Source organism: Glaciecola nitratireducens FR1064, from assembly GCF_000226565.1.
Classification (GTDB): domain Bacteria; phylum Pseudomonadota; class Gammaproteobacteria; order Enterobacterales; family Alteromonadaceae; genus Glaciecola; species Glaciecola nitratireducens.
On record NC_016041.1, the window covers coordinates 3,536,972 to 3,559,517 of the forward strand.

The 22,546-nt window shown below is 42.7% G+C and carries 18 protein-coding genes and 1 tRNA gene; 11 read left to right on the forward strand and 8 right to left on the reverse strand.

What is annotated here, in order from left to right:
* Nucleotides 1–94 precede the first annotated feature (94 nt).
* From GNIT_RS15070 to GNIT_RS15105, 8 genes are all read left to right on the forward strand, one after another.
* Nucleotides 95–493 (forward strand): VOC family protein, encoded by a 399-nt coding sequence (locus GNIT_RS15070; RefSeq protein ID WP_014110144.1) that lies wholly within the window; start codon nt 95–97, stop codon nt 491–493.
* Between the two features lie 240 nt (nt 494–733).
* On the forward strand, nt 734–2,533 hold the full coding sequence (locus GNIT_RS15075) for a sigma 54-interacting transcriptional regulator (protein WP_238526906.1): 1,800 nt from the start codon (nt 734–736) through the stop codon (nt 2,531–2,533).
* Nucleotides 2,526–5,114, forward strand: coding sequence for a TonB-dependent receptor (locus GNIT_RS15080; RefSeq protein WP_014110146.1), 2,589 nt, complete (start codon nt 2,526–2,528; stop codon nt 5,112–5,114). The genes GNIT_RS15075 and GNIT_RS15080 overlap by 8 nt, the downstream gene beginning before the upstream one ends.
* A gap of 80 nt (nt 5,115–5,194) precedes the next feature.
* Nucleotides 5,195–6,409: a CaiB/BaiF CoA transferase family protein gene (locus tag GNIT_RS15085; RefSeq protein WP_014110147.1), complete on the forward strand. Its 1,215-nt coding sequence runs from the start codon at nt 5,195–5,197 to the stop codon at nt 6,407–6,409.
* Entirely contained in the window at nt 6,402–7,316 is a 915-nt protein-coding gene (locus GNIT_RS15090) for a hydroxymethylglutaryl-CoA lyase (protein ID WP_014110148.1), read from the forward strand. Before GNIT_RS15085 ends, GNIT_RS15090 begins: the two co-directional genes overlap by 8 nt.
* A 60-nt stretch (nt 7,317–7,376) precedes the next feature.
* Nucleotides 7,377–9,452 carry a hydantoinase/oxoprolinase family protein gene (locus tag GNIT_RS15095; protein ID WP_014110149.1) on the forward strand — a complete coding sequence of 692 codons (2,076 nt, stop codon included), beginning with the start codon at nt 7,377–7,379 and terminating at the stop codon, nt 9,450–9,452.
* A 12-nt stretch (nt 9,453–9,464) separates the two neighbouring features.
* Nucleotides 9,465–11,315 carry a hydantoinase B/oxoprolinase family protein gene (locus GNIT_RS15100; protein WP_014110150.1) on the forward strand — a complete coding sequence of 617 codons (1,851 nt, stop codon included), beginning with the start codon at nt 9,465–9,467 and terminating at the stop codon, nt 11,313–11,315.
* Nucleotides 11,316–11,933: an isochorismatase family protein gene (locus GNIT_RS15105; protein WP_014110151.1), complete on the forward strand. Its 618-nt coding sequence runs from the start codon at nt 11,316–11,318 to the stop codon at nt 11,931–11,933. It abuts the gene before it with no gap.
* 82 nt (nt 11,934–12,015) lie between these two features.
* On the opposite strand, the gene leuD is transcribed toward GNIT_RS15105, so the two are convergent.
* The 3 genes from leuD to GNIT_RS15120 form a co-directional block, all read right to left on the reverse strand.
* On the reverse strand, nt 12,016–12,585 hold the full coding sequence (gene leuD, locus GNIT_RS15110; protein ID WP_049787007.1) for a 3-isopropylmalate dehydratase small subunit: 570 nt from the start codon (nt 12,583–12,585) through the stop codon (nt 12,016–12,018).
* Nucleotides 12,586–12,614: 29 nt separating this feature from the next.
* Entirely contained in the window at nt 12,615–14,018 is a 1,404-nt protein-coding gene (leuC, locus tag GNIT_RS15115; protein ID WP_014110153.1) for a 3-isopropylmalate dehydratase large subunit, read from the reverse strand.
* Between the two features lie 154 nt (nt 14,019–14,172).
* Nucleotides 14,173–15,084, reverse strand: a complete 912-nt coding sequence (locus GNIT_RS15120; RefSeq protein ID WP_014110154.1) for an SDR family NAD(P)-dependent oxidoreductase — start codon at nt 15,082–15,084, stop codon at nt 14,173–14,175.
* Nucleotides 15,085–15,316: 232 nt separating this feature from the next.
* Here GNIT_RS15120 and GNIT_RS15125 point away from each other — a divergent pair, with 232 nt between their 5' ends.
* On the forward strand, nt 15,317–16,570 hold the full coding sequence (locus tag GNIT_RS15125) for a DUF418 domain-containing protein (RefSeq protein ID WP_014110155.1): 1,254 nt from the start codon (nt 15,317–15,319) through the stop codon (nt 16,568–16,570).
* Between the two features lie 8 nt (nt 16,571–16,578).
* On the opposite strand, the gene GNIT_RS15130 is transcribed toward GNIT_RS15125, so the two are convergent.
* The 5 genes from GNIT_RS15130 to mutY form a co-directional block, all read right to left on the reverse strand.
* Nucleotides 16,579–17,805: a threonine/serine exporter family protein gene (locus GNIT_RS15130; protein WP_041246464.1), complete on the reverse strand. Its 1,227-nt coding sequence runs from the start codon at nt 17,803–17,805 to the stop codon at nt 16,579–16,581.
* A 52-nt stretch (nt 17,806–17,857) separates the two neighbouring features.
* Nucleotides 17,858–18,532, reverse strand: a complete 675-nt coding sequence (locus tag GNIT_RS15135; protein ID WP_014110157.1) for a nitroreductase family protein — start codon at nt 18,530–18,532, stop codon at nt 17,858–17,860.
* Between the two features lie 194 nt (nt 18,533–18,726).
* Nucleotides 18,727–18,802: transfer RNA gene (locus tag GNIT_RS15140), tRNA-Phe, on the reverse strand.
* A gap of 123 nt (nt 18,803–18,925) precedes the next feature.
* Nucleotides 18,926–19,198 (reverse strand): oxidative damage protection protein, encoded by a 273-nt coding sequence (locus tag GNIT_RS15145; protein WP_014110158.1) that lies wholly within the window; start codon nt 19,196–19,198, stop codon nt 18,926–18,928.
* A gap of 116 nt (nt 19,199–19,314) precedes the next feature.
* Nucleotides 19,315–20,526: an A/G-specific adenine glycosylase gene (mutY, locus tag GNIT_RS15150; RefSeq protein WP_041246928.1), complete on the reverse strand. Its 1,212-nt coding sequence runs from the start codon at nt 20,524–20,526 to the stop codon at nt 19,315–19,317.
* A gap of 137 nt (nt 20,527–20,663) precedes the next feature.
* On the opposite strand from mutY, the gene trmB reads away from it, so the two are divergent.
* Both trmB and GNIT_RS15160 read left to right on the forward strand, forming a co-directional pair.
* Nucleotides 20,664–21,389 (forward strand): tRNA (guanosine(46)-N7)-methyltransferase TrmB, encoded by a 726-nt coding sequence (gene trmB / locus GNIT_RS15155; RefSeq protein WP_014110160.1) that lies wholly within the window; start codon nt 20,664–20,666, stop codon nt 21,387–21,389.
* Nucleotides 21,390–22,454 carry a methyltransferase gene (locus GNIT_RS15160; protein ID WP_014110161.1) on the forward strand — a complete coding sequence of 355 codons (1,065 nt, stop codon included), beginning with the start codon at nt 21,390–21,392 and terminating at the stop codon, nt 22,452–22,454.
* Nucleotides 22,455–22,546 lie beyond the last annotated feature (92 nt).

Sequence of the window (22,546 nt, forward strand, 5' to 3'; positions counted from 1 at the left end):
AGATTAAGAATCACATTAAATAGTAGTCACATTCTGCTTAAGAAAGTAAGCTGTTTATCGCAACAATAATTTCATTTAGTGCAGGAGCATTGCTTTGCTAACTCATATTCATCACATTAATTTTGTCGTAGCTGATTTACAAAAAGCAATTCAATACTTTCAAAAACTGCTTTCTCAACAGGCCACTATTGAGCGCCTTTCAGAACGAAATGTTGAAACGGCACGCTTTAAGATTGGTGAAAGCCTATTAATTTTAGTGCAGCCGATAACGAATGAAGGTGCTGTTGCGAGTATTTTAAAGAATAAAGGAGAAGGTATATTTTTGCTCTCACTTGCAACCCTCTCTATTGATGAAACGCTAAAAGATTTCGAATTATCGTATGCAGAAAAAAGAAAAGGCTTAGAAGGATGGTCTGTTTGCGACATTTCTCCCTATGAACAATTTGGCGCTATTTTGCAATTAACTGAAATGCCACAAAGTAGTTCAAAATGAACTAAATTAATTCACTTTGAAAAATACAAGCAATAACACCCCGCCCGAAAAACATTAAACAATTGATTTTAATGTATTTTATTTTTTTGGATTATTTGGCACGAAGCATGCTTTAATGTAGTTTGTAAACAAATCGTAAACAAAACTTCAAAGGCTTGTATCGCGCTAATGTATCAATCAGCTAAAATACGTATTTTAATATTCGGTCATAAAGAGTTTAGTCAGCTGTTAAGCAGTGTTTTGACTGACATAGAAAACAGTGCTGAATGCCGGATCGTAGATGCTATTGTAGGTACCATCGACGAAGCTAATAAGCACGTCAGTTTATTTAATCCTGATGTTGTCATAAGCGCGGGAAGCAATGCCTCTTATTTAAAAACAGCACTGAATGTTCCGGTACTGTCAATTCCTGTGACCGAATCTGACATTGTTTCTGCTGTCGCCAAAGCTTCCATTGTTAGTCGAAACGTTCACGTTATTACGTTCGATGACTACAGCAGTCTCGTTGAATTATTAAATCAAAACACTGCAATTAACATCAAACATAGTAGGTATGAAACAGCGGAAGAAGCGAAACAAATTTACCAACTATCAAAACTAACGTCCGACAATGTTGTTGTCGGGGCGAGCTTAGTTTGCGGACTAGCATCTCAAAATAACATAAAATCATTTTTAATTTATTCTAAAGAGTCATGTAGAGCGATTTTAAAAGAAGCGGCAGAAATCGGTCGCAATCAAAGAGACCAAATTCACTCAAAAGCCATACACCGTTGGCTTAATGAGGATTCTAAAACGCCAATTCTGGTTGTAGATAATTACACTAACATGCTGACCTCAAATGCAGCAGCAGACGTCGAATTTGCAATTGACTCAAATAGTAAACAGCAAATTTTAGAACTTCTTCATAGCAGCCAATTCACAGATATCTCTGACGGCAAGTGCAGACTAAACCAAGCTGACTGGTGGTTTCACAAAGACACGATTGAGATGGCAAGTCACCGCTTTGAAATCTATCAGTTCTATGCTCAAACACCCTCTATTTGCGCGGCGCCAAGCACAACAAAACCAACACAACCTTTGATTTACCGTTCACAAATAATGGGTAATTTAATAGAGCGGACCGACCTATATGCTCACTCTCCTAGCCACGTATTAATCATCGGAGAATCGGGCACAGGAAAAGAAATGATTGCTAAGCGCATTCACCAAAACAGTCAATTTTCCGAAGGCCAGTTTGTAGCTATTAATTGCGCAGCAATGCCCAGTGAGCTATTCGAAGGTGAGTTATTTGGCTACGTTGAAGGTTCATTCACAGGCTCGAAACGCGGCGGGAAGCATGGCCTACTCTATGAAGCTGAAAATGGTGTATTGTTTTTAGATGAAGTAGGTGAGCTAAGTCTCCCTCAGCAAGCGAAACTCTTGCGCGTTATACAAGAAAAGTCATATCGCCCTATTGGTTCTCATAAAGAATTCAAAGTGAACCTAAAAATCATTGCTGCCACCAATCGACCGCTTGCTGATGAAGTTAAAAAAGGATTATTTAGAGACGATCTATATTACCGACTCAACGTGCTGTGTATCAATATTCCTTCTTTGAGAGACCGCAAAGAAGATATCGTGAACATCACTAAATCAAAGTTGCATGCACTTAATTTTGGTGAGTTGTCTAGCGAAACCCTCGAAAATATTGCCCTTCATGTAACCCCTATTTTTGAAACTTACGATTGGCCCGGGAATATCAGAGAGCTCGAAAATATTATAGAGCGTTTATTGGTTTATTGTTCTGTCCATCAGGACCCTGACAGCAAAAAAGTAACTGAACTTTTACAAGAATTAGCGCCTGAGTTGTTTGTGGATGCGCAAATTGAAACAACCGGAGAGCTTGCAAAACACGAACATGAGTTAGTGATGCAGGCGATGAATAAATTCAACGGAAACAAAGAACTTGTTGCACAGTTTCTTGGCATAAGCCAAACAACTTTGTGGCGACGTTTGAAACGCTTTAGTAAAAATAACCAAAGGGGACAACAACATGCGTAAATTCGCCCATAGTAAAATTGGAAGCGCAGTGGCTTTATCGATGCTAGCAGGCTCATATACATTGGCAGGCAGTGCACTTGCTCAAGAATCACAGGCGACGGACAAAGAGGACACGATAGAAATAATCAGTATCTCTCGAAAAAGACCTGAAAGTCTGCAGGAAGTGCCAATTGCCGTTAGTGCGTTGTCAGCACGAGACATTGAAACAGCGGGCATTGAAAGACCAGGTGACTTTATTGCATTAGTCCCTAACGTCAATATCGTTGATGCAGCTAATGTGGGTGATACGCAAGTCAATATCAGAGGAATTGTATCGACTAGAGATGCAGAGTCGACATTTGCTTATGTTGTGGACGGTGTGTTGATGACCAACCCCAACGGATTCAACGGCGAGTTGCTCGACATTGCACAAATTGAAATTTTGAAAGGGCCACAGGGTGCACTCTATGGCCGAAACGCAGTTGCTGGCGCGATCTTAGTCACAACAACGCTGCCGAGCGAAGAGTTTGAAGGCAGTGTTAAAATTGGCGCCGGTAATGCGGGTATTAAGCGTATTAACGGAATTATGAGTGGAGCTTTGAGCGACAATGTAAGAGGTCGTTTGACAGCAAGCTACAACAGTATGGACGGACACTATGAGAATATTCTTACTGGTCGAGACGATGTTGTTGATTACCTAGAAGATACGACAATCAAGGGTCGCTTGATGTGGGACGTATCCGACGAACTTACTTTAGATATCCGTGCCGGACTATCAAAAGTGGAAGGCGGTGCTCTCAACTATAATGCCGTATTCGCCCTACCCTCTTTCGTAAATGCATTTAACCAACCCGCTTATAACGCCAATGTAAACGACCACGAATTTACTTTCGCATTTAATGTTCCTGGAGAAAATGAACAAGATACGACCGAGTTTTCACTCAAAGCTGATTGGGACCTAGATGGCTACGATGTTACTGGCGTACTCTCGTATAACGATTTAGAAGAATACTTATTAGCTGATGGCACAAGCGCTTCTTTTTACGGGTATGAAGTGACGCCGCAATGTCAGACAGACCGCGCAACATTAAACAACACACCTACTGCTCTTGGCGGCGCAAATAGAACTGATTTATTCGGTGAATTTTTTGCTCCATTCGGTGTATTCCCTCCCGGTGTCGAATTTACAGGTGTTTACGGCCCATTTACCCCTACAGCATGTGATGGTTATCAATATCAAGAGCGTAGCCAATCTGACTTTAGTGGAGAGATACGAGTAGCATCAGATGACAATGACGCAGAGCTGCGTTGGATAGCAGGTGTTTATTTTGCTGAAATAGAGCGTGACGTGGTTGTTGCCTATGGTGCTGATCAAGGTCAAGGTTTCCTGCGTCAACCATATATTGCACCGACTGGACCAAACCCAACCGATTTGCTGTTCAATGACACTTTCGATACCTCTGTCCTTTCTGCCTTTGGTCAGATTGAATATGATCTTAACGACAAAACGGAGTTAGCGGTAGCCTTACGCTACGACTATGAGGATAGAAGCGTATCTAACAACGTACCTAATGTCAGTGCTTCAGGCCTAAATGTGAATACCTTTGTAAATGGTGTATTAGGTCCAATTAACCCCGCATTCAATGCAAGCCCTAATGGGATCCCAGATAGAAGTCGTTCCTTTTCACAGCTTCAGCCAAAAGTCACCCTGAGCTATGAATTGAGTGACAACCTTAACTCGTACGCTAGTTATGGTGTTGGCTTTAGAAGCGGTGGTTTCAACTCTATAGGGACTAAAGCTACGCTTGATTTTTGGTTCAATAGCTCAGACGCAGGTAATACTCCAGGAGACGCTGTTAACGCCCAATTGTTAGTGAATGACGAGTACGACAAAGAAGTCACTACGAATATCGAACTTGGCCTTAAATCTAAATTAATGGACGGTAAAGTCAGAATCAACGGTGCGGTATTTAGAACAACCGTTGACGATAATCAATTTTTTGAATTTTTTGCTGGACCATTTGGATTATTAAGAGCGGTTACAACAATCGAAGAGCTTGAAATCCAAGGATTTGAATTAGATATTGCTGCTGATATTACTGATACATTTAAAGTGTTTGGTGGCTTGGGATTGCTTGATTCTGAAATAAAAGAAAACCGCAATCGTCCTGTGACGGTTGGCAATAAAGCACCTCAATCTCCTGATACAACCTACACCTTAGGCTTCAGTTATGAGCAGCCAGTGAGTGATGAATATTGGGTAACTACGCGAGTGGATTACCAATACACAGGGGAAACTTTTTTCCACACGCTTCAAGGTGAACAAACTCCTACTATTTGGGATTTCTTTGGAACACTTGGCGGAGGCGTTCCACCGGGTCCACATCCACAGAGCTTTGAAAATGCAAAACGAGATTCGTTCTCTACATTGAACGCCCGTATTGCGCTTGAGGCTGAAACATGGACATTAGCAATTTATGGTAAAAACATTACCGATGAGAAGTACCTTCAAGAAGTTATTCCTACTCCAGAGTTTGGTGGCTCTTTTCTGCACCCTTCTGCGCAGGCAGAGTACGGTGTTGAATTCACTTATAACTTTTAAGCTTTAGTGGAAATGGACTTGAAGTGAGAAAGCTTGCTTCAAGTTCAATATCAAAAGTAATTCTTGAATTGGAGAAAGTCATGAATAAACCACTTGCTGGTTTACGCGTTATCGATTTAACGCACATGTTATCTGGCCCATATTGCGCAATGATACTTGCAGATTTAGGCGCAGAAACAATAAAAGTTGAGCCTTTGCAGGGCGAAGGCACACGTAAACTATTAGCAACTGATCCCAAAAACTCTCTCGAGGGCATGGGCGCGTACTACATAACATTAAATCGCAACAAGCAAAGCATCTGCATAGATTTAAAAAGTGAAGCCGGCAAACAAGTTTTTTATGAATTAGTGAAAGAGTCTGATGTTGTTGTTAATAATTTCGGCGCTGGCGTTCCTGCACGCCTTGGCATTGACTATGACACTTTAAGTCAAATCAATCCTAAAATTATTACCTGCAGCATTACCGGGTTTGGCAGCAATGGTCCAAAATATAAAAGGCCAGCCTTCGACCAAGTTGCACAGGCGACGGGTGGCGGTATGTCAATTACAGGGACAGATAAAAACAATCCTGTACGCGCGGGTATTCCGATTGGTGATCTTGGCGGTGGTATGTTTGCTGTTATGGGTATTCAATCAGCAATAATAGAGCGTGCGACTAGCGGTAAGGGGCAAGATGTCGATATTTCTATGCTCGATTGCCAAGTTTCTATGTTGAATTATATGGCAACTATGCACTTTTTATCTGGTGACGATCCTTATCCTATCGGCAACTCTCATTTTGTTCATGTGCCATACAACACTTATCGAACCAGCGATGGCTTTATTGTTATTGCCGTTATTACGGATAATTTCTGGAAAAACTTGAATGAAGTGGTCAAGTGCCCCGAGTTTGACGATCCTAAATATGACGGACAACCAGGCAGATTTGCAGCAAAAGACTACATTGATGACAAGTTAAACGAAGTATTGAGTCAACATTCGACTGTTCACTGGATCTCGCAGTTGGAAGCAAAACGCATCCCTTGTGCTCCCGTCAATAATCTCTCTGACGCTTTGAGTGATGAACAAGTGTTACACCGAAATATGGTTGTTGATTTAAAACACCCAAACGGAAGTTCAACAAAAGGACCCGGTAATCCAATAAAGTTTTCGCGTACCAATGAGGAGACTTTTGAAGCGGCACCTACTTTAGGTCAAGATACACAAACAGTATTATCCGAGCTACTGCATATGTCGCAAGAACGCATCGACTCACTAGTCGCCGAGGGTGCGATTAAGGGGAGCAGCAATGATTAAGGATGTGTTCATTAATGACGTCGGCCCGCGTGATGGCTTGCAGAATCAAGCAAAGATATTATCTGCTCAGCAGCGTCTGCAACTTATTAAATCACTCACCGAAGCAGGACTAGATGGTATAGAAGTAGGCGCATTCGTATCACCAAAAGCAGTCCCTGCTATGGCTGGAACAGACGAGATCTGCCAGCAACTTCAAAATAACCACTGTAATTATTCGGCCCTAATTCCAAACATGAAAGGCTTTGAGTTAGCCGAAGCGAATAAGATTAAGTTGGCTTCACTTGTCATTGCAACATCAAATACGATGAATGAAAAAAACATTCGAATGGACAACGCACAAACTTTGAGCATGATTAAGAACGTCATAGATCACTCAAAAAGCACAAAAGTTGAAGTACAAGTTTATTTGGCTACTGCGTGGGAATGTCCATTTGAAGGAGTGATTTCAGCACAACAAGTCATCGATATGGCTGGCACTTTATTGGAGCTAGGCGCCTCTCGTTTGGTCATTGCAGATACCATTGGCGCCGGAGATCCACTGCGGGTAAATAGGCTAATGTTGGAATTAATAAAACAATTCGGTTCAGATATTTTTTCCTGCCATTTTCATGATACCCGAGCTATGGGTCTAGCAAATATTTACGCAGCGTTAGACGCTGGAGTAAGGCGTTTTGACGCGTCAATTGCTGGCTTGGGCGGTTGCCCTTTTGCGCCAGGAGCAAGTGGTAATGTTGCAACAGAAGATGTGGTTATGATGTGTGAACAGATGGGCTACATAACTGGCATAAATATGCCCGCGCTATTAAATGCGTCGGACCTTGCCGTTGAATTAACGCATACCGCCCGTGGGGGGAATGCAAAAACATGGCTACGCAAACAATATCCAGAGACTAATGAAATAAATTAGTGCAGGCACAATAAAAAATTAGTATTGGTTAATACAAGAATATAAAAGAAGGAAAATGTTATGAGCTATCGATTAGGCGTTGATGTTGGAGGAACCTTTACAGATCTTCTTTTGATTAACGAAAGCAACGGCGAAACTCACACAGCGAAAGTCCCCTCTACCCCAGAAGACTCCTCAGTTGGCGTATTAAACGGTATTGCGCGAATATGTGAAGAGTCTGGCATAGACCCAAAACAAATAAACCGTGTTATGCATGGGACAACGGTAGCTACAAACGCGGTTCTTACAGGTAAAGGTGCTAAAGTTGGACTCGTTACCACAAAAGGCTATAAACACGTTTTACAGGTTGCACGCTCTTTTTGCCCTGGAGGCTTAGGTGGCTGGGTGAGTTACGTTAAAAAACCGCTGCTAGCACCGCTAGAGTTAACAATCGAAGCTAACGAGCGCATGGGAGCAGATGGAAGCACCGTTGGCGAATTGGACAAACAAGCATTGCGTGATGATTTGCATAAATTAAAAGCTAAAGGTGAAGTGGAAGCGCTCACTATCTGCTTCATTAATGCTTACGTTAATGGCGAACACGAAAAACAAGCTAAAGCAGTTGCCGCAGAGATTTTTACGGATATCCCCATTAGTATCTCCAGTGATATCGTACCTGAAATGCAGGAGTACGAGCGCACAGAAACGACAGTCGTCAATTCATATGTGCGTCCTGAGGTTGCGCGGTATGTTGATAACCTTCAAGCATCTCTGCATCAAACCATGGGAAAAGATTTACATCTATCGATTTTACGGTCAGACGGTGGCTTAGCGTCAGCAAATGCAGCAGCCGATAATCCGGTTAACTTGTTAATGAGCGGGCCAGCAGGCGGTGTATCAGGCGCGATACATTTCGCATCAGCCGCTGGATACGAAAACATCTTAACATTCGATATGGGCGGAACATCAACCGATGTAGCCTTAATTCAAAATTCAAAGGCTCGTATTCGACGTGAAACACGCGTAGGCGATGTTACCGTCCGTGCTCCATCAGTAGACGTGAGAACCGTTGGAGCCGGCGGTGGCTCACTAGCCTTCGTGCCTGAATTAACAAAAGCGTTGAGAGTTGGCCCTGAATCTGCTGGAGCCAAACCGGGCCCAGCTGCTTATATGAAAGGTGGTGTTGAGCCAACAGTTTGCGACGCTAACGTTGTTTTAGGCTATCTACCTTCCGATGTTCAGCTCGGTGGTAAAATGGCAATTGACAAAGCAGCAGCGGTCGCCGCAGTGAAGAAAGTGGCTGATGCGATGGAAATTTCTGTAGAAGAAGCAGCAGAAGGTATCGTGCGCATTGCTAATGAAGCGATGTTCGGTGCGTTACGACTTGTTTCTGTTGAGCAGGGCTTCGACCCGAGAGATTTTGCACTCGTTGGCTTTGGTGGTGCAGGCCCATTGCACGCAAATGCATTAGGCATGCTCACCGGCTCTTGGCCAACTATCATACCGCCTGGACCTGGCGTATTGTGCGCCTATGGTGATGCAACGACGGTAGTAAAAGATGAGGCATCAAAAACTTACGTAACGCTGATTAAAGATACAAATAAGGCATCTCTTGGAGAGTTGTTCAATGAGCTAACCGAGAAAGCCGCTTCAACGCTTATTGCTGACGGTATCAGTAAAGATGAACTGGAAGTTACATTACAAGCTGATGTTCGATACACAGGTCAAGCATTCCAGCTATCGATCGAAATATCAAAAGCAGATTTTGAAGCGCAAGGGCTTGATTTATTGATTAGTCGCTTCGACGAACAACATACTCAATTGTTTACGTTTGCGCTTGATGAAGGTCATGAAATTGTCATGGTGCGCGCAATTGTTTCTGCAGCTTCAAAATCACTACCAGAAAGTAAGCAAATTACCGGTAGCACAACCTTACTTGAATGCAAAATTGCAGACACCAAAATTTATCACCAAGGAGAGTATCATCAAGCTGCCATATATGAACGCAGCAAGATGGGTGTAGACCTAGTCGTTCCTGGTCCTTGCGTTGTTTGTGAGATGGACTCTACAACCGTTATTTTACCTGGATATGCGGCTACTGTAGACGCTGTTGGCAACCTGCTCATAAATCCTGTCAACGCAAATAATAATCGATAGTGGGAGATAAACATGAATAAAATTATTGAAACAAACACAGCTCCTCTTAGCCGCGTGGATACGGACACAGTAACCGTTGATATCATTGAAAACGCACTAAAAAACGCGCGTGAAGAAATGGATGCTGTGCTGTTTAGAACAGCAATGAGCCCAGGTATTCGCGAACAAGGTGATTGCTTTCCAATGATTGCAAACAAAGATGGCAAAATGGTTGTGGGCCAATTCGGTTCTTTCATCCATGGGTTCATGGACGCATTTTCAGGACAAGTAGAAGAAGGCGATGTTTTATTAACTAACGATCCATACATGTGCAACGGCGCTGTATCTCACTTACCGGATTGGATCGTTATTGTTCCTATTTTCCGTGAAGGCAGACACATCGCGTGGTCAGCAATGTTTGGTCACATGTCCGATAATGGCGGCATGGTTCCGGGTTCAATTCCAATCAAAGCAGAAACCATTTTCCAAGAAGGGATCCGCATTCCCCCTACCAAGCTTTACAAGAAAGGCGTATTGCAGAAAGATCTGTTGGAACTCATCTTACACAACGTGAGAACACCACAGTGGAACCGCTTCGATTTAAACGCTTTAGTTGCTGCTTGCAACACTGCTTCAAAGCGAGTTATCGAAATTGCTGATAGATTTGGTGATGATACGTTTTACTCTACTATGGAAATCATGTTGGAGAGAAATCACACTGCAATGTCTGCGATCATTAACATGCTAGTGCCAGAAGAGCCTCGCGTATTTGAAGATTATTTGTGTGATGACGGCGTCGGTAAAGGACCATACAAAATTCGTTGCAAAATGTGGCGCGAAGGACCTAAGGCCATATTTGACTTTGACGGTACCGACCCTCAGGCTAAAAGCTCAATTAACTTCTACTTAAATGAAGAAATGTTTAAGATGTTTTTTGGCTCTTTCACGATTAACTTAGTTGACCCACAAATACTCTTCAATGATGGTTTTTACGACCTCGTTGATGTACGTATTCCGCAAGGTAGTTTGTTGAAGCCGAATTACCCTGCAGCTCTCTCTGGAAGAACACATGCTCTGGGCAGAATATTCGATGTCATGGGCGGCTTGTTAGGGCAAGGCGCACCAGAAGCAATGAATGCGGCAGGATTCTCCGATTCACCGCACCTATTTTACTCAGGCTACGATGACAAAGGCGAATGGTTCCAACTGTTTCAAATCGGTTTTGGTGGTATCCCTGGTCGCCCTGCTGGAGATGGTCCTGATGGCCATTCGCTATGGCCTGGCTTTACTAATGTTCCGAACGAATTCATTGAAGCTTACTTCCCACTGCGCGTTGAAACGTATGAAGCAATAGTCGATTCAGGAGGTGCAGGTTTGCACCGAGGTGGTAATGGATTATCTGTAGGTTATCGTTTCTTAAATGATGGGCAAATAGCTATTCACGATGATCGTTGGTTAACATACCCGTGGGGGGTTAACGGAGGAGCACCGGGAATGCGTTCAACCAAATTATTGAAACGCGCTGATGGTAGTGAAGAAACATTGCCCGCAAAATGCGAAGGTATTGAAGTTAAGAAAGGCGATATTTTATACTTTAATACTTGGGGCGGCGGCGGATGGGGTGACCCGTTTGTGCGCGAACCACAGCTAGTACTTGATGACATCAATCGTTCATTAGTATCGGTTGCCGGTGCCAGAAATTATGGTGTCGTAGTTAAAGACGATATGTCTATCGATCACGACGCCACAACAGCTCTTAGAGCAGAAATGGCGAGTGCCCGAGGAGATGTTCAACTGTTCGACTTTGGTGGGGATATTGCTGATATTAAAGCACGTAGTTTAGAAGAAACAAAACTACCCGCACCTGAAACTCCAGAGTTCTAAATGACGGTAACTCTTATCGACAATGATCTTGTTATTGGTGAATTACAGTTGGGCAAACGCCCAGCTGTAATTGCTGTCGACTTCAGCAACGGATTTACAGACAAAGAAAGTCCGTTAGGAGGAAAATTTGAACCGCAGTTAGAGGCGAATCTAGAGATCATTACTGCAGCTACTGAGAGTAAAGTTCCGGTTTTTTTCACTACGGTAGTGTATGACAATGAACAACAGGCGAGCGTTTTTAGACAACGTTTACCCGCATTAAATATATTGCAACGGGGCTCTCACTGGGTTGATATACACGAGAAGTTTAGCGCTTATGCTAATCACGACAATATTATTGAAAAGCATTATCCTAGCGCTTTTTTTTCAACCAACTTGGCAAGCAAGCTAGAAGCGCTCAACATAGATTCGCTTATTATAACCGGTCTGACTACATCAGGGTGTGTGCGCGCAACTTGCGTTGACGGTCTGCAGCATAATTTCTTATGCGTAGTTGTGCCAGAGGCTTGCGGGGATAGAAATCAACCTGCGCACGCAATGAGCCTTCATGATATGCATGCAAAATATGCTCAGGTTTTGCCATTGAGTCAAGTGATAAGTTACTTTAAATCGCTATGACTTAGACAACTTAAAGCGCAGTCTAAGGTCGTCGAAATATCACTGGTCATTCACTAACAAGTCACCTTTTAAGACACAGGGCTCAGCTAAAAGTGAGCCTTGTGTTTTCAAATGCGCTAATTTTATCGTTAAGCTCAAGAGTTTGCCCAATTGCGTCCAAGCCTTTCATTAGATTACTCTTATGATGCAACTGGATCTCAAAAGCAAAACTCAGCTCTTCGCACGTGACTTTTTGATTAGGTAAGTCAATTTGTATCTGGGTCTTCGGATTAGCAGCTACTTTTTTAAATAAAAGATCAAGCTGAGAGTTTGGTAATACGATTGGCAGCAACTGATTGTTAATGCTGTTTCCATAAAAAATATCTGCGAAGCTTGTCGCTATGATAACGGTAAACCCATAATCGACCAAAGCCCAAGGAGCATGTTCACGACTTGAACCACAGCCAAAATTTTCACGAGTTAACAAGACGCTCGCCCCGTCATATGCAGTTTGATTTAAAACAAAACTTGGGTCAGGCCTCTTTTCAGGCCCAGGTAAATAGCGCCAGTCGTGAAACAAATTCACCCCATATCCAGTGCGGGTAACACCCGTTAAAAACTGCTTTGGAAGTATTTGGTCAGTATCAATGTTGGCTTGATCAAGCGGCATCATTGAGCCTTTAATAATAGAAATACCAGACACTATTGTTCTCCTAAATCTCTAACATCAGTAAACTTGCCAGTAATAGCCGCTGCCGCTGCCATTTCAGGGCTGACTAAATGAGTACGTGCACCTCGTCCTTGTCTACCCTCAAAGTTGCGGTTGCTTGTAGAAGCACATCGATCGCCCAGGCCTAAAACATCATCGTTCATGCCCAAACACATTGAACACCCCGGTAAACGCCACTCGAAGCCCGATTCTTTAAATATTTTATCTAAATTCTCCTGTTCTGCTTGCTCCTTAACTGCTACCGAGCCTGGTACGACAATAGCGGTTACTCCGCTTGCAACGTGTCCCTTCGCTGCAATGCTGGCTGCTGCTCTCAAATCTTCAATACGACTATTTGTACAAGAACCAATGAAAACATGTGAAATAGCAACGTCTTTTAAAGATTGCCCAGGAGTTAGCCCCATATATGTCAACGCTTTCTTTGCAGAGCCTTGATTAACAGAATCAGAAAATGAAGAAGGTTCAGGAATTAATTGGTTCACACCAATCACTTGCCCCGGATTTGTACCCCAAGTAATTTGTGGCTCTATATCATTAGCGTCTAATTCAACGCATGTATCGTAAACAGCATCTTCGTCAGAGTGCAGTGTTTGCCAATAGGCAACCGCTCGTTCCCAATTATCCCCTACAGGTGCAAATTCTTTACCTTTAATATAGGCAATCGTCTTTTCATCCGGCGCTATTAACCCTGCTTTCGCGCCAGCTTCAATACTCATATTACAGATGGTCATGCGCTGCTCCATGGATAATTGACTTATACCACTTCCACAATATTCAATCACGTGACCCGTTGCGCCTGCATGACCAATTTTGCCAATGATAGCGAGAATAATGTCTTTTGCTGTTACTCCTAATGGAAGTCTACCATTAACCTTCACTTGCATATTTTTAGCACGCGATTGCTTCAACGTTTGAGTTGCTAGAACGTGTTCAACTTGAGATGTGCCAATACCAAATGCTAAAGCGCCAAAAGCGCCATGTGTTGCAGTGTGGGAATCACCACAAACGACCGTCATACCTGGGTGGATCAACCCCAATTGGGGGCCAATCACGTGTACTATGCCTTGGTTTTTATGCCCTACGGGATAAAGCTCAATGTTGTATTTTGCACAATTGACCGCGAGTGTATTTAACTGCAGTTCATTTAATGGACCACAAGCATCCAGAGCGAGTGATTTAGTTGAAATGCTATGGTCCATGGTTCCAAAGGTTAAATCTGGACGACGTACTGTTCTATTTTTTTCTTGTAGCCCGGCAAAAGCCTGCGGAGTTGTCACTTCGTGTATTAAATGGCGGTCAACATAAAGCAATAAGTCTTGCCCCACTTCATCTACTAAATGCGCATCTACAATTTTTTGATATAAGGTTGAAGGCATACAAAATTCCTTTAAACAGGTTTAGAACATGACATAATTTGTGGCAGTAATTGTAACATTCACACGTCACCTGCGCAGGTCATTTTTTACCCTAAAGAGCAAAAACAATCGCTGCAAAAACTGAGTATTATGCTTTTTAATTTTTTACTTTAGGTTACAAACTCACCATGTCATCACCAATGAGATGCTTAACTAAGTTACTTTGTTCGGCATCATTAAACGCCTTGCTAATAAGTGCAGCTCTGTAATCTGTGGCTTCTTTATAATTAGGGTGCGTAAAAATATACTGTTGACCTGAATCGAGTGCTTCAACAACTCGTTTTGCAAGCAAGTCCGCGGGAATACCAGACTCCACGAACGCCGCAGCTTGACCAAAGCTTTTCTTGTAACGTTCTTTTTCTTCCGGTGTGAATTCTTTTAATTCCTTGGCTGACTTATATTTGTCTTGTTTATTGCGCAAAGATTCATGAATGCGAGTCTTTACAAAAGCAGGACATAATGCCGCAACATGAATATTGTGTGGCTTGAGTTCAACTGACCAACTCTCAGTCATTGATACAACCGCCGCCTTGGTAGCGGAGTACGAGCTAGCATAAGGAACACCCATCATGCCGGCCATGGACGCAACATTAATAATCCAGCCACCCTCACCATGACGCTTGATTTCTGGTGTTGCGGCCTGTGTACCGTAAAGCACGCCCATCAAGTTAACATCAATGACCCAGCGCCAAATATCATGATCCGTTTGTTCTATTTTACCCGGAACGCCGCCCACACCGGCATTGTTAACAACCATATGTAACTTACCGAAAGTCGCTATAGTTTGTTCAATACATGCTTGCCACTGAGCATATTCAGTGACATCTAATTGGCATGCCAACACATTGATATTGAGCAATTCTAATTGCTGCTTAGCATTTTCCAACGCAGCTTCATCGATATCAGCAATGACAACATTCATGCCGAGTTCACCAAATTCTTTGGCCAAAGCAAAGCCAATACCACCAGCAGCTCCAGAAATAAGCGCAGTCTTTCCCGAATAAGTTATTGCTTCATTTTTTGACATAAGATGCCCCCTTCGATTCAATATAATTTCATCCTTTAGCAGGACGATGCCGTGTAATTTAAATATATGGCGACACCAACTATAATCAAAATTTATTTACTTAATCACTAGCTCTTAGTTCTATGAATAGTACTTACTAAAAACTGAATTTATGAGGCGTTTGTAATATTATCTACCACAAATCACATATAAGCCCTTTTATAGGGACCTATCGGATGGAGTTTGAAAATAAATGACAGATCGAATTCAAACTCTGGATTTGCTGCGAGGCATTGCAGTATTAGGCTTGCCCTTGATGAATATGGTCTCTTTTGCCATGCCAACAGCAGCATACATTAATCCCAATGTGTTCGATGGTGCTAGCGCCCTGAACCACTTCATCTATGCGCTGTTTAATATCTTTGCTGACCAAAAATTCATGGGCTTATTTTCGCTACTGTTTGGCGCTGGCATTATTTTATTGGCCGAAAAGCGAAAGGCTCGCTCTGAAGGAACAGTTTCGGCGCACTACGTCAGAATGTTTTGGCTGTTCATATTAGGCGCTATGCACTTTTGGTTTTTATGGGCGGGCGATATTCTTACTTTTTATGCACTTATCGCTTGTTTAGTGTTTCCGATGTATAAGTCATCCACAAAACTTCTATTTATAATTACCGTTATTAGTTTGAGTTTGAGTTTGAGTATTTTCTTAAGCTCTAATCCATATGTCACTAGCCTCGCCCTCGGACCAGCAGGCAAAGCAGAAATACTGCAAGAATTTGACCCCACTGATGACTATTTAAATCGCATTAAAGAACAGAAACTATCACCTTCCTACAGTACCAATATGTTGGAATATAGAAGTCTATTTTTGGAAGGAACTGAAGCGAATATTGAAGTTGATACGGAAGAGAACCCAGCAAGTGGCCAACTTTTTCTATCTGTAACTCTAAAAGTTTTAGGCCTAATGACTCTGGGCATGTTGCTTTACCGAACAGGCTTTTTAACGGGCAAACGCAGCCATACGGAGTACCAGTTGATGGCGCAGTTTGGACTCATTATAGGAATGAGTTTTACGCTTGCTGGATTGTTTTGGAACTACAGCAACAACTGGGATCCACAGGCATTTTTCAAATATGGCCTTATGTTGTCTTCAATTGGCTCAATCGCAATGACAATTGCTTATGTCGCACTTATCGTGCTGGCAAAACAGAAAGGTTTTTTTGGTAAATTTGCATTGCTAATAGAGAACGTCGGTAGAGTGGCACTGACCAATTATTTGATGCAATCCTTCATTTGCATCTTTATTTTTTATGGCTTTGCCCTAGGTTTGTATGGCTCGCTTACTCGACTAGGGTTAATACCGATTATTATTTTAATGAGCGCGTTGCAAATTTACTTTTCGAAATATTGGCTTTCTCTGTTTCTCCAAGGGCCCTTTGAATGGCTTTTGCGCACGCTAAGTAATTTCCGTATCCAAGCGTTAAGAAAGCAAGCGGAGGACTAAGCGCTTTGTTAAAGCGCCTTCTTAGTTGGCATCACAACATTGGCAAATATCAGTCCCGCAACTAGCGACATAAATATCAAAAACACTTCCTGCCCTACATGATCAGCCTGCACAAAATCCTGACCTGAAATAAACGAATTAAGCCCAATATAAGTTTTAGAGCCCGGCACCAACACAATCAAACCATGCATCGCCACTATCGTAGAAGGTTGATTTGCTATTCTTGTAAACACATTAGCAAATACACCTAAGGCAAATGCACCGATAAATGTACCAAAAGTCTGGTCCATATAAATCGAGCTGTAAACCGTCACACCATAAGCAATAAAGGCTGACATCAATGCCCATGGTATATGTTTAATTCGCGTTCTAAAAATAGGTACTAGCGCAAAACACAGCAAACCCACTGCCAACCATGTAGCCCAATATGGTAACGAAGCTGCTGGTTCAAATTGGTTTTGCCCAAATATTGAAAAGCCAACTGCAACACCCAAAAATGCGCCAAAATAGAGTTTAAAGAGCTGCATAATGGCGTCCATGATCCGTGCAGTGCCTGACACCAAATTTCTTGACGAAAGCTCGGCTAGTCCCATAGTGAGGGCTAAACCTGGCACTAATATGATAACCGAAGACAGCACCATCAATGGAATGTTAATGCCTGGGTCAAAATAGCGACTAATAGCACAAGCCAAGATACCCGCCATAAATGATGTTACAGGTTCGAGCATCAAATTAACGCGCTTTGATTTTTGCGCCCACAAAACCCACAAGTAAGAGACAAAACCGAGTAAGCCTGTCCATAGGATTTCAGGCACACTTGCTCCCATCAGCATTGAGAACGAACCTGTTGCCAATGCAAAGGCGAATCCGGTAATAACCTTTCCGTAAGGACTAGGCATCTCGTTAATTTTATCCAAGCGCATGTCGGCATCACTTAAGGATACTTTTCCGCTCAGTAGCTCATTTGCGAGTTCATCGGTAAGCGAAAGTGCACTCATGTCCAAATCACCTGGCTGCAGACGCGCAGCATGATTATATTCGTCTTCGTGTTTATCACTCCAAATAACGAAGGTAATCGAAGTAGGCGTGGCAATAAATGATGCGTGAACACCCAAATAGCTCGCCACCTCTAATAAGTATGCTTCAAGCCGAAAAGCGGGTGTTCCGTACTTGTGCAGCATTTTGCCAAGCTTCACTATAAAACGGCGGATTTGGATAAACTCTAGTGTGTTCAATATATTGTTTCTCAGCCCATTACAGGCGTTGTATTAACTGTCGCTAACGCTATTATAAAAATGTGCAAATTTCTTCGAGCGCTTTCTTATTCTTTGCATGATCTGGCACCGTAGCATCGTCAGCCGGATAGCCAGCAATTAGAAGCATGTACGGCCTCTCATCGTCAGGCCTTTCACATATTTTAGATAAAAAAGACATTGGTTTTGGTGTGTGGGTTAAAGTTACTAAACCTGCGTTGTGCAGAGCAGTAATTAGAAACCCTGTAGCGATGCCTACCGACTCATGCACGTAATAATTAGTGTGCTTGTCACCGGGGCTAACGCCTCCTTTTTTCTGACTAAAAATAGCAATCAACCAAGGCGCATGCTCCAAGTAGGGCTTTTGCGCGTCTGTGCCCAAAGGCTGCAGTGCTTCAAGCCATTCTTCGCCAGCACGACCCGCATAAAAACCTTGCTCGTGCAGCTCAGCTTGCATTCTTACTTGTTTCTTCACCTTGTCAGAATGAATAGCAACAAAGTGCCAAGGTTGATGATTTGCTCCATTCGGAGCCGTTCCGGCCGCCTTTATACAGTTTTCTATTATCGTTTGCGAAACCTTTCTATCACTAAATTTGCGAATGCTGTGACGACGTTTAATATCATCATAGAACGCTTGGGAGCGAGACAGCATTTCATCAGCAGGGTATTCAATGTAATCGGATAGAGGCGATGCGTTATGTTCTTTCATTGGACAAGCCGCTCATCTTTTTTTGAGAGTAATATTTATACAACGAGTATATCCTGCGCAGCTGTTAATACAAACTTGTCATTCGAGATTACTAGCGGCATAAATGAATCGTTTATGCGGACCTTGCTGGGTAAAGGGACATTAAATTTAGGGATAAAAAAACCCCGCATTTGCATGCAGGGCTCTCAGAATAATGGTGCCTCGACCCGGGATCGAACCAGGGACACGCGGATTTTCAATCCGCTGCTCTACCAACTGAGCTATCGAGGCATTCGCGAGTTACGTTTTCACGCTGTAAATCGCTGTGGGTGCGTATTAAACGGATTTTGCCCTTCCAAGTCAACTGATTTTTGATGTTTTTGTGACTTTATCTTACTAATAGGGGTCAAGTGGTTATTTTGTAGGCGGAACGTAGCCTTCGATCGTCGGTTCGATACCCTCAAACAAAAAAGCGACCATTTTTTCTTCGAGAAATTTTCTATCGTTCGCCTGCATCATGTTTAACTTGTTTTCATTAATCAACATGGTTTGCTTTTTCTGCCACAGGCTAAAGGCTTCTTTAGAAATGTTGTCGAATATGCGCTTACCAACTTCCCCTGGATATAATTGAAAATCTAAACCGTCAGCTTCTTTGTTCAAATGCACACAATTTACCGTTCTTGCCATGTTATTTACCTTGGTATAAATATTAATTGTCGAGAGTATAGCTCAATAGACTGCTCAACTTCAGTAATCATTGTTCAAAATAACTCGACCTTAGTTAATCACTCATATGAGAATTGCTAGTAGTCTCTTTTCAACATCTCTAATATTTTCATTGTCGGTGCCGACAGACCAATTTTACTTGGGTTGTGCGAATCAAACCAAATTTGCCTTCTAATGTGCTCATCCTCGTAGGCATCATTATCAAAATCGGTATTTTTTGGTGCAGTAAGGCTCTCACATACCGTTTGCAAAGGAGGCTCTTTTAACTCAATAAGCACAGGCAAAATCATCAGATGAAAATGACTAAAGGTATGCTTAAAAGTCCTAAGCTCTTGTATTTTTGCATCTTTCAAATTTACCTGTAGCAAACTACTTTCCAGTAGTAACAGCGCTTCATCGGTGGTTTTTTCTAGCTCTTTATCAAAACCTGTTTCTAAGAAGCCCCATAGCCCTCCCCAAATACCTGACGAAGGTCTTTGTTGCATCAACACTTGACCGTTAAACGAAGGAATTAACATTGTCGTATATTTTGTGGGAATTATTTTCTTCGGCTTCTTAAATGGAAACTCAGTTTGCTTTCCTTGAGCAAAAGCAAGGCAGTTCGACTGCATAGGGCAATCATCGCACTTAGGTTTTGAACGCGTGCATACGGTCGCCCCCAAATCCATTATTGCTTGAGTGTAATCACCGTACCTTGGCGCCGCACTGTTCGTTTTAGATGTTTCGCCGCTAGCTTGTAATCCCAGTTTTTCATCGGCAGAGCCTGGCTTCAAGGCCTCAGCTTCAATCCATAGCCTGTCTTCTATTTTTTTGACACCTGGCCAACCTTCAATAGCCATATAGCGAGTAAGTACTCGCTTTACATTACCATCCATGATTGCGTACGCTTGATTTAGCGCTAATGACAAAACAGCAGCAGCGGTAGAGCGTCCAATTCCCGGTAGCGCAATAACCTCGTCAAAGGCTGTTGGAAATTCACCAGAGTGCAAATCTCGCACCTGCTGGGCAGCTTTGTGTAAGTTCCTCGCCCTAGCGTAGTAACCTAAGCCAGTCCACAAATGCAGTACTTCATCTACAGGCGCATTGGCTAAATCAGTAACCGTAGGAAAGCGCTGCATGAATGTATTGTAATAAGGAATAACGGTTGCCACTTGGGTCTGTTGCAGCATGATTTCCGAAATCCAAACAGAATACGGAGATTTGTTTTTTTGCCATGGCAAATTTTTACGCCCGTGTTGGTCGAACCACGATAAAAGCGCGTTTGAAAAAGAAAAGCTATTGGAAGTCACATTAACCGCACATCTGCCAAAGAATGGATTATAATACCGAACTTTTGTAGCAATAGACCAATCTGTCTTCAGATTTGGAGCGGTCTGCTCATTTATCAAACATTAACCCCTACATTTTTATAAAGAATACGATATACATGAAGTCATTCAAAAGCGAAGAAGAAGCCCGCGCTGCAGGCGTATATATAAGCAAAGTAAAAAGCTTTGTAAAACGCGAGGGACGCTTAACTAACGCTCAAGCAAGAGCAATTGAAGTAAACTGGCCAAGTAAAGGCCTATCAGTTGAACAAGGCCTGCTTAACTTCGATGACGTTTTCGGTCGCACAGCCCCAACCGTCCTTGAAATTGGTTTTGGCATGGGTAAATCCTTAGTCGAGATGGCAGCTGCAGCGCCTGAAAATAATTTTATTGGCATTGAAGTTCATCGTCCAGGCGTTGGCGCTTGTTTAGCCGACGCAGAAGAAGCAGCCATTGAGAACCTGCGTGTATTTGAACATGATGCTGTTGAAGTGCTAGCGCTATCTATTGCCGATAACTCGTTACATCGTTTACAGCTTTATTTCCCTGACCCGTGGCACAAAACGCGTCATCACAAACGTCGCATAGTCCAGCCTGATTTCGTCCAGAATTTACGAAGCAAGCTCGCCGTTGGGGGCACTTTTCACATGGCCACCGACTGGGAGCAGTATGCCGAGCATATGATGGACGTAATGACGCAAGCACAAGGCTTCGAAAACACATCAAGCGAAGGACCTGCCGGTTATGTTCCTCGCCCAGATTATCGCCCTATTACCAAATTTGAAGTTCGCGGCCAAAAGCTAGGCCACGGGGTTTGGGATCTTATTTTTAAGAGAGTAAGTTAAATGCTGTCATTACCTAGTCAGTTGTTATTACGCAATACCGATATTTTTGAAAGTGGCAAATGGGCGATCGTAAATCCATCTGACGCAGCTATATTTGACGAACTGCGCGACCCAAGTCTCGATGTCGATATAACTGGACTGCACCAATTTCACGATATCTATTTTCAGAGTGAGAACACCAGTAAGTTTCCACAAGTGTTTGCAGCAAGCTTCAGTATTGATGACCTCAAAGACAAACAACAGCTCGACGGCGCTGTGATTTATTTACCGAAGGCTAAACAACACCTCGAAATGCTAATTGCCAACCTGACTGACCTAGTCAAAGTAGGCGGTAAAATATTAGTAGTCGGCGAAAATAAAGCCGGTATTAAGAGCGTTGGTAAATTGTTGGAACGCTTAGGATCTTCAGTAAACAAAATTGATGGTGCAAAGCACTGTGGTTTAATTTGCGTTGAAATCGAAACACCCAACAAAGCGCCATTCGATATTAAACAATTTGGCGTCATCAGAACTTACTCTGTAAACGGTGAAGCTATCAAAGTGTTTTCACTTCCAGGCGTTTTTGGTCATAAACAATTCGACCCTGGCACCCAATTGTTATTGGCACAGTTTGAACCTCGTTCAACTAAATTATTGAACATGAAAGGTCAGGTACTCGACTTTGCTTGTGGTACGGGCATCATCGGTACTTACTTTGCCAAGCTTAATGCCAAAGTAAAACTCACGATGAGTGATGTGTCAGCACTTGCCGTTTATTGCACCAAGCAAACTCTGGAACTAAACGCGGTTGTGGGCGATGTCATAGCAAGCGACGGAATGAAACAAGTTGACGGTTATTTTGACCACATTATTAGTAACCCACCATTCCACACTGGCATTCGCAATGACTACAGTATCACGCAGCAGTTTATAGCACAGGCGCATAAACAAACTCGCCCTCGTGGCACACTTGATATTGTGGCAAATAAGTTTTTACCTTACAGTGAGGTTATGGGCGGTTTGTACTTCCGCTCTAAAACTCTAGTAAGCACAAATAAATATAATATTTACGAAGCGGCAAAGTAGCGCTATTAGCTGCTCACAAAGGTCTAATAAAACGTCATTATGGCGTTTTTACCCTGTAATTACACATGTCCCTTTTGAAAATTAGATAAGAA

What these genes read in the sequence shown, in the direction of transcription:
- GNIT_RS15080 (WP_014110146.1), top strand. Translation starts at nt 2,526, where the DNA reads ATGCGTAAATTCGCCCATAGTAAAATTGGAAGCGCAGTGGCTTTATCG.
- GNIT_RS15085 (WP_014110147.1), top strand. Translation starts at nt 5,195, where the DNA reads ATGAATAAACCACTTGCTGGTTTACGCGTTATCGATTTAACGCACATG.
- GNIT_RS15090 (WP_014110148.1), top strand. Translation starts at nt 6,402, where the DNA reads ATGATTAAGGATGTGTTCATTAATGACGTCGGCCCGCGTGATGGCTTG.
- GNIT_RS15095 (WP_014110149.1), top strand. Translation starts at nt 7,377, where the DNA reads ATGAGCTATCGATTAGGCGTTGATGTTGGAGGAACCTTTACAGATCTT.
- GNIT_RS15100 (WP_014110150.1), top strand. Translation starts at nt 9,465, where the DNA reads ATGAATAAAATTATTGAAACAAACACAGCTCCTCTTAGCCGCGTGGAT.
- GNIT_RS15105 (WP_014110151.1), top strand. Translation starts at nt 11,316, where the DNA reads ATGACGGTAACTCTTATCGACAATGATCTTGTTATTGGTGAATTACAG.
- leuD (WP_049787007.1), bottom strand. Translation starts at nt 12,585, where the DNA reads ATGATGCCGCTTGATCAAGCCAACATTGATACTGACCAAATACTTCCA.
- leuC (WP_014110153.1), bottom strand. Translation starts at nt 14,018, where the DNA reads ATGCCTTCAACCTTATATCAAAAAATTGTAGATGCGCATTTAGTAGAT.
- GNIT_RS15120 (WP_014110154.1), bottom strand. Translation starts at nt 15,084, where the DNA reads ATGTCAAAAAATGAAGCAATAACTTATTCGGGAAAGACTGCGCTTATT.
- GNIT_RS15125 (WP_014110155.1), top strand. Translation starts at nt 15,317, where the DNA reads ATGACAGATCGAATTCAAACTCTGGATTTGCTGCGAGGCATTGCAGTA.
- GNIT_RS15135 (WP_014110157.1), bottom strand. Translation starts at nt 18,532, where the DNA reads ATGAAAGAACATAACGCATCGCCTCTATCCGATTACATTGAATACCCT.
- GNIT_RS15145 (WP_014110158.1), bottom strand. Translation starts at nt 19,198, where the DNA reads ATGGCAAGAACGGTAAATTGTGTGCATTTGAACAAAGAAGCTGACGGT.
- trmB (WP_014110160.1), top strand. Translation starts at nt 20,664, where the DNA reads ATGAAGTCATTCAAAAGCGAAGAAGAAGCCCGCGCTGCAGGCGTATAT.
- GNIT_RS15160 (WP_014110161.1), top strand. Translation starts at nt 21,390, where the DNA reads ATGCTGTCATTACCTAGTCAGTTGTTATTACGCAATACCGATATTTTT.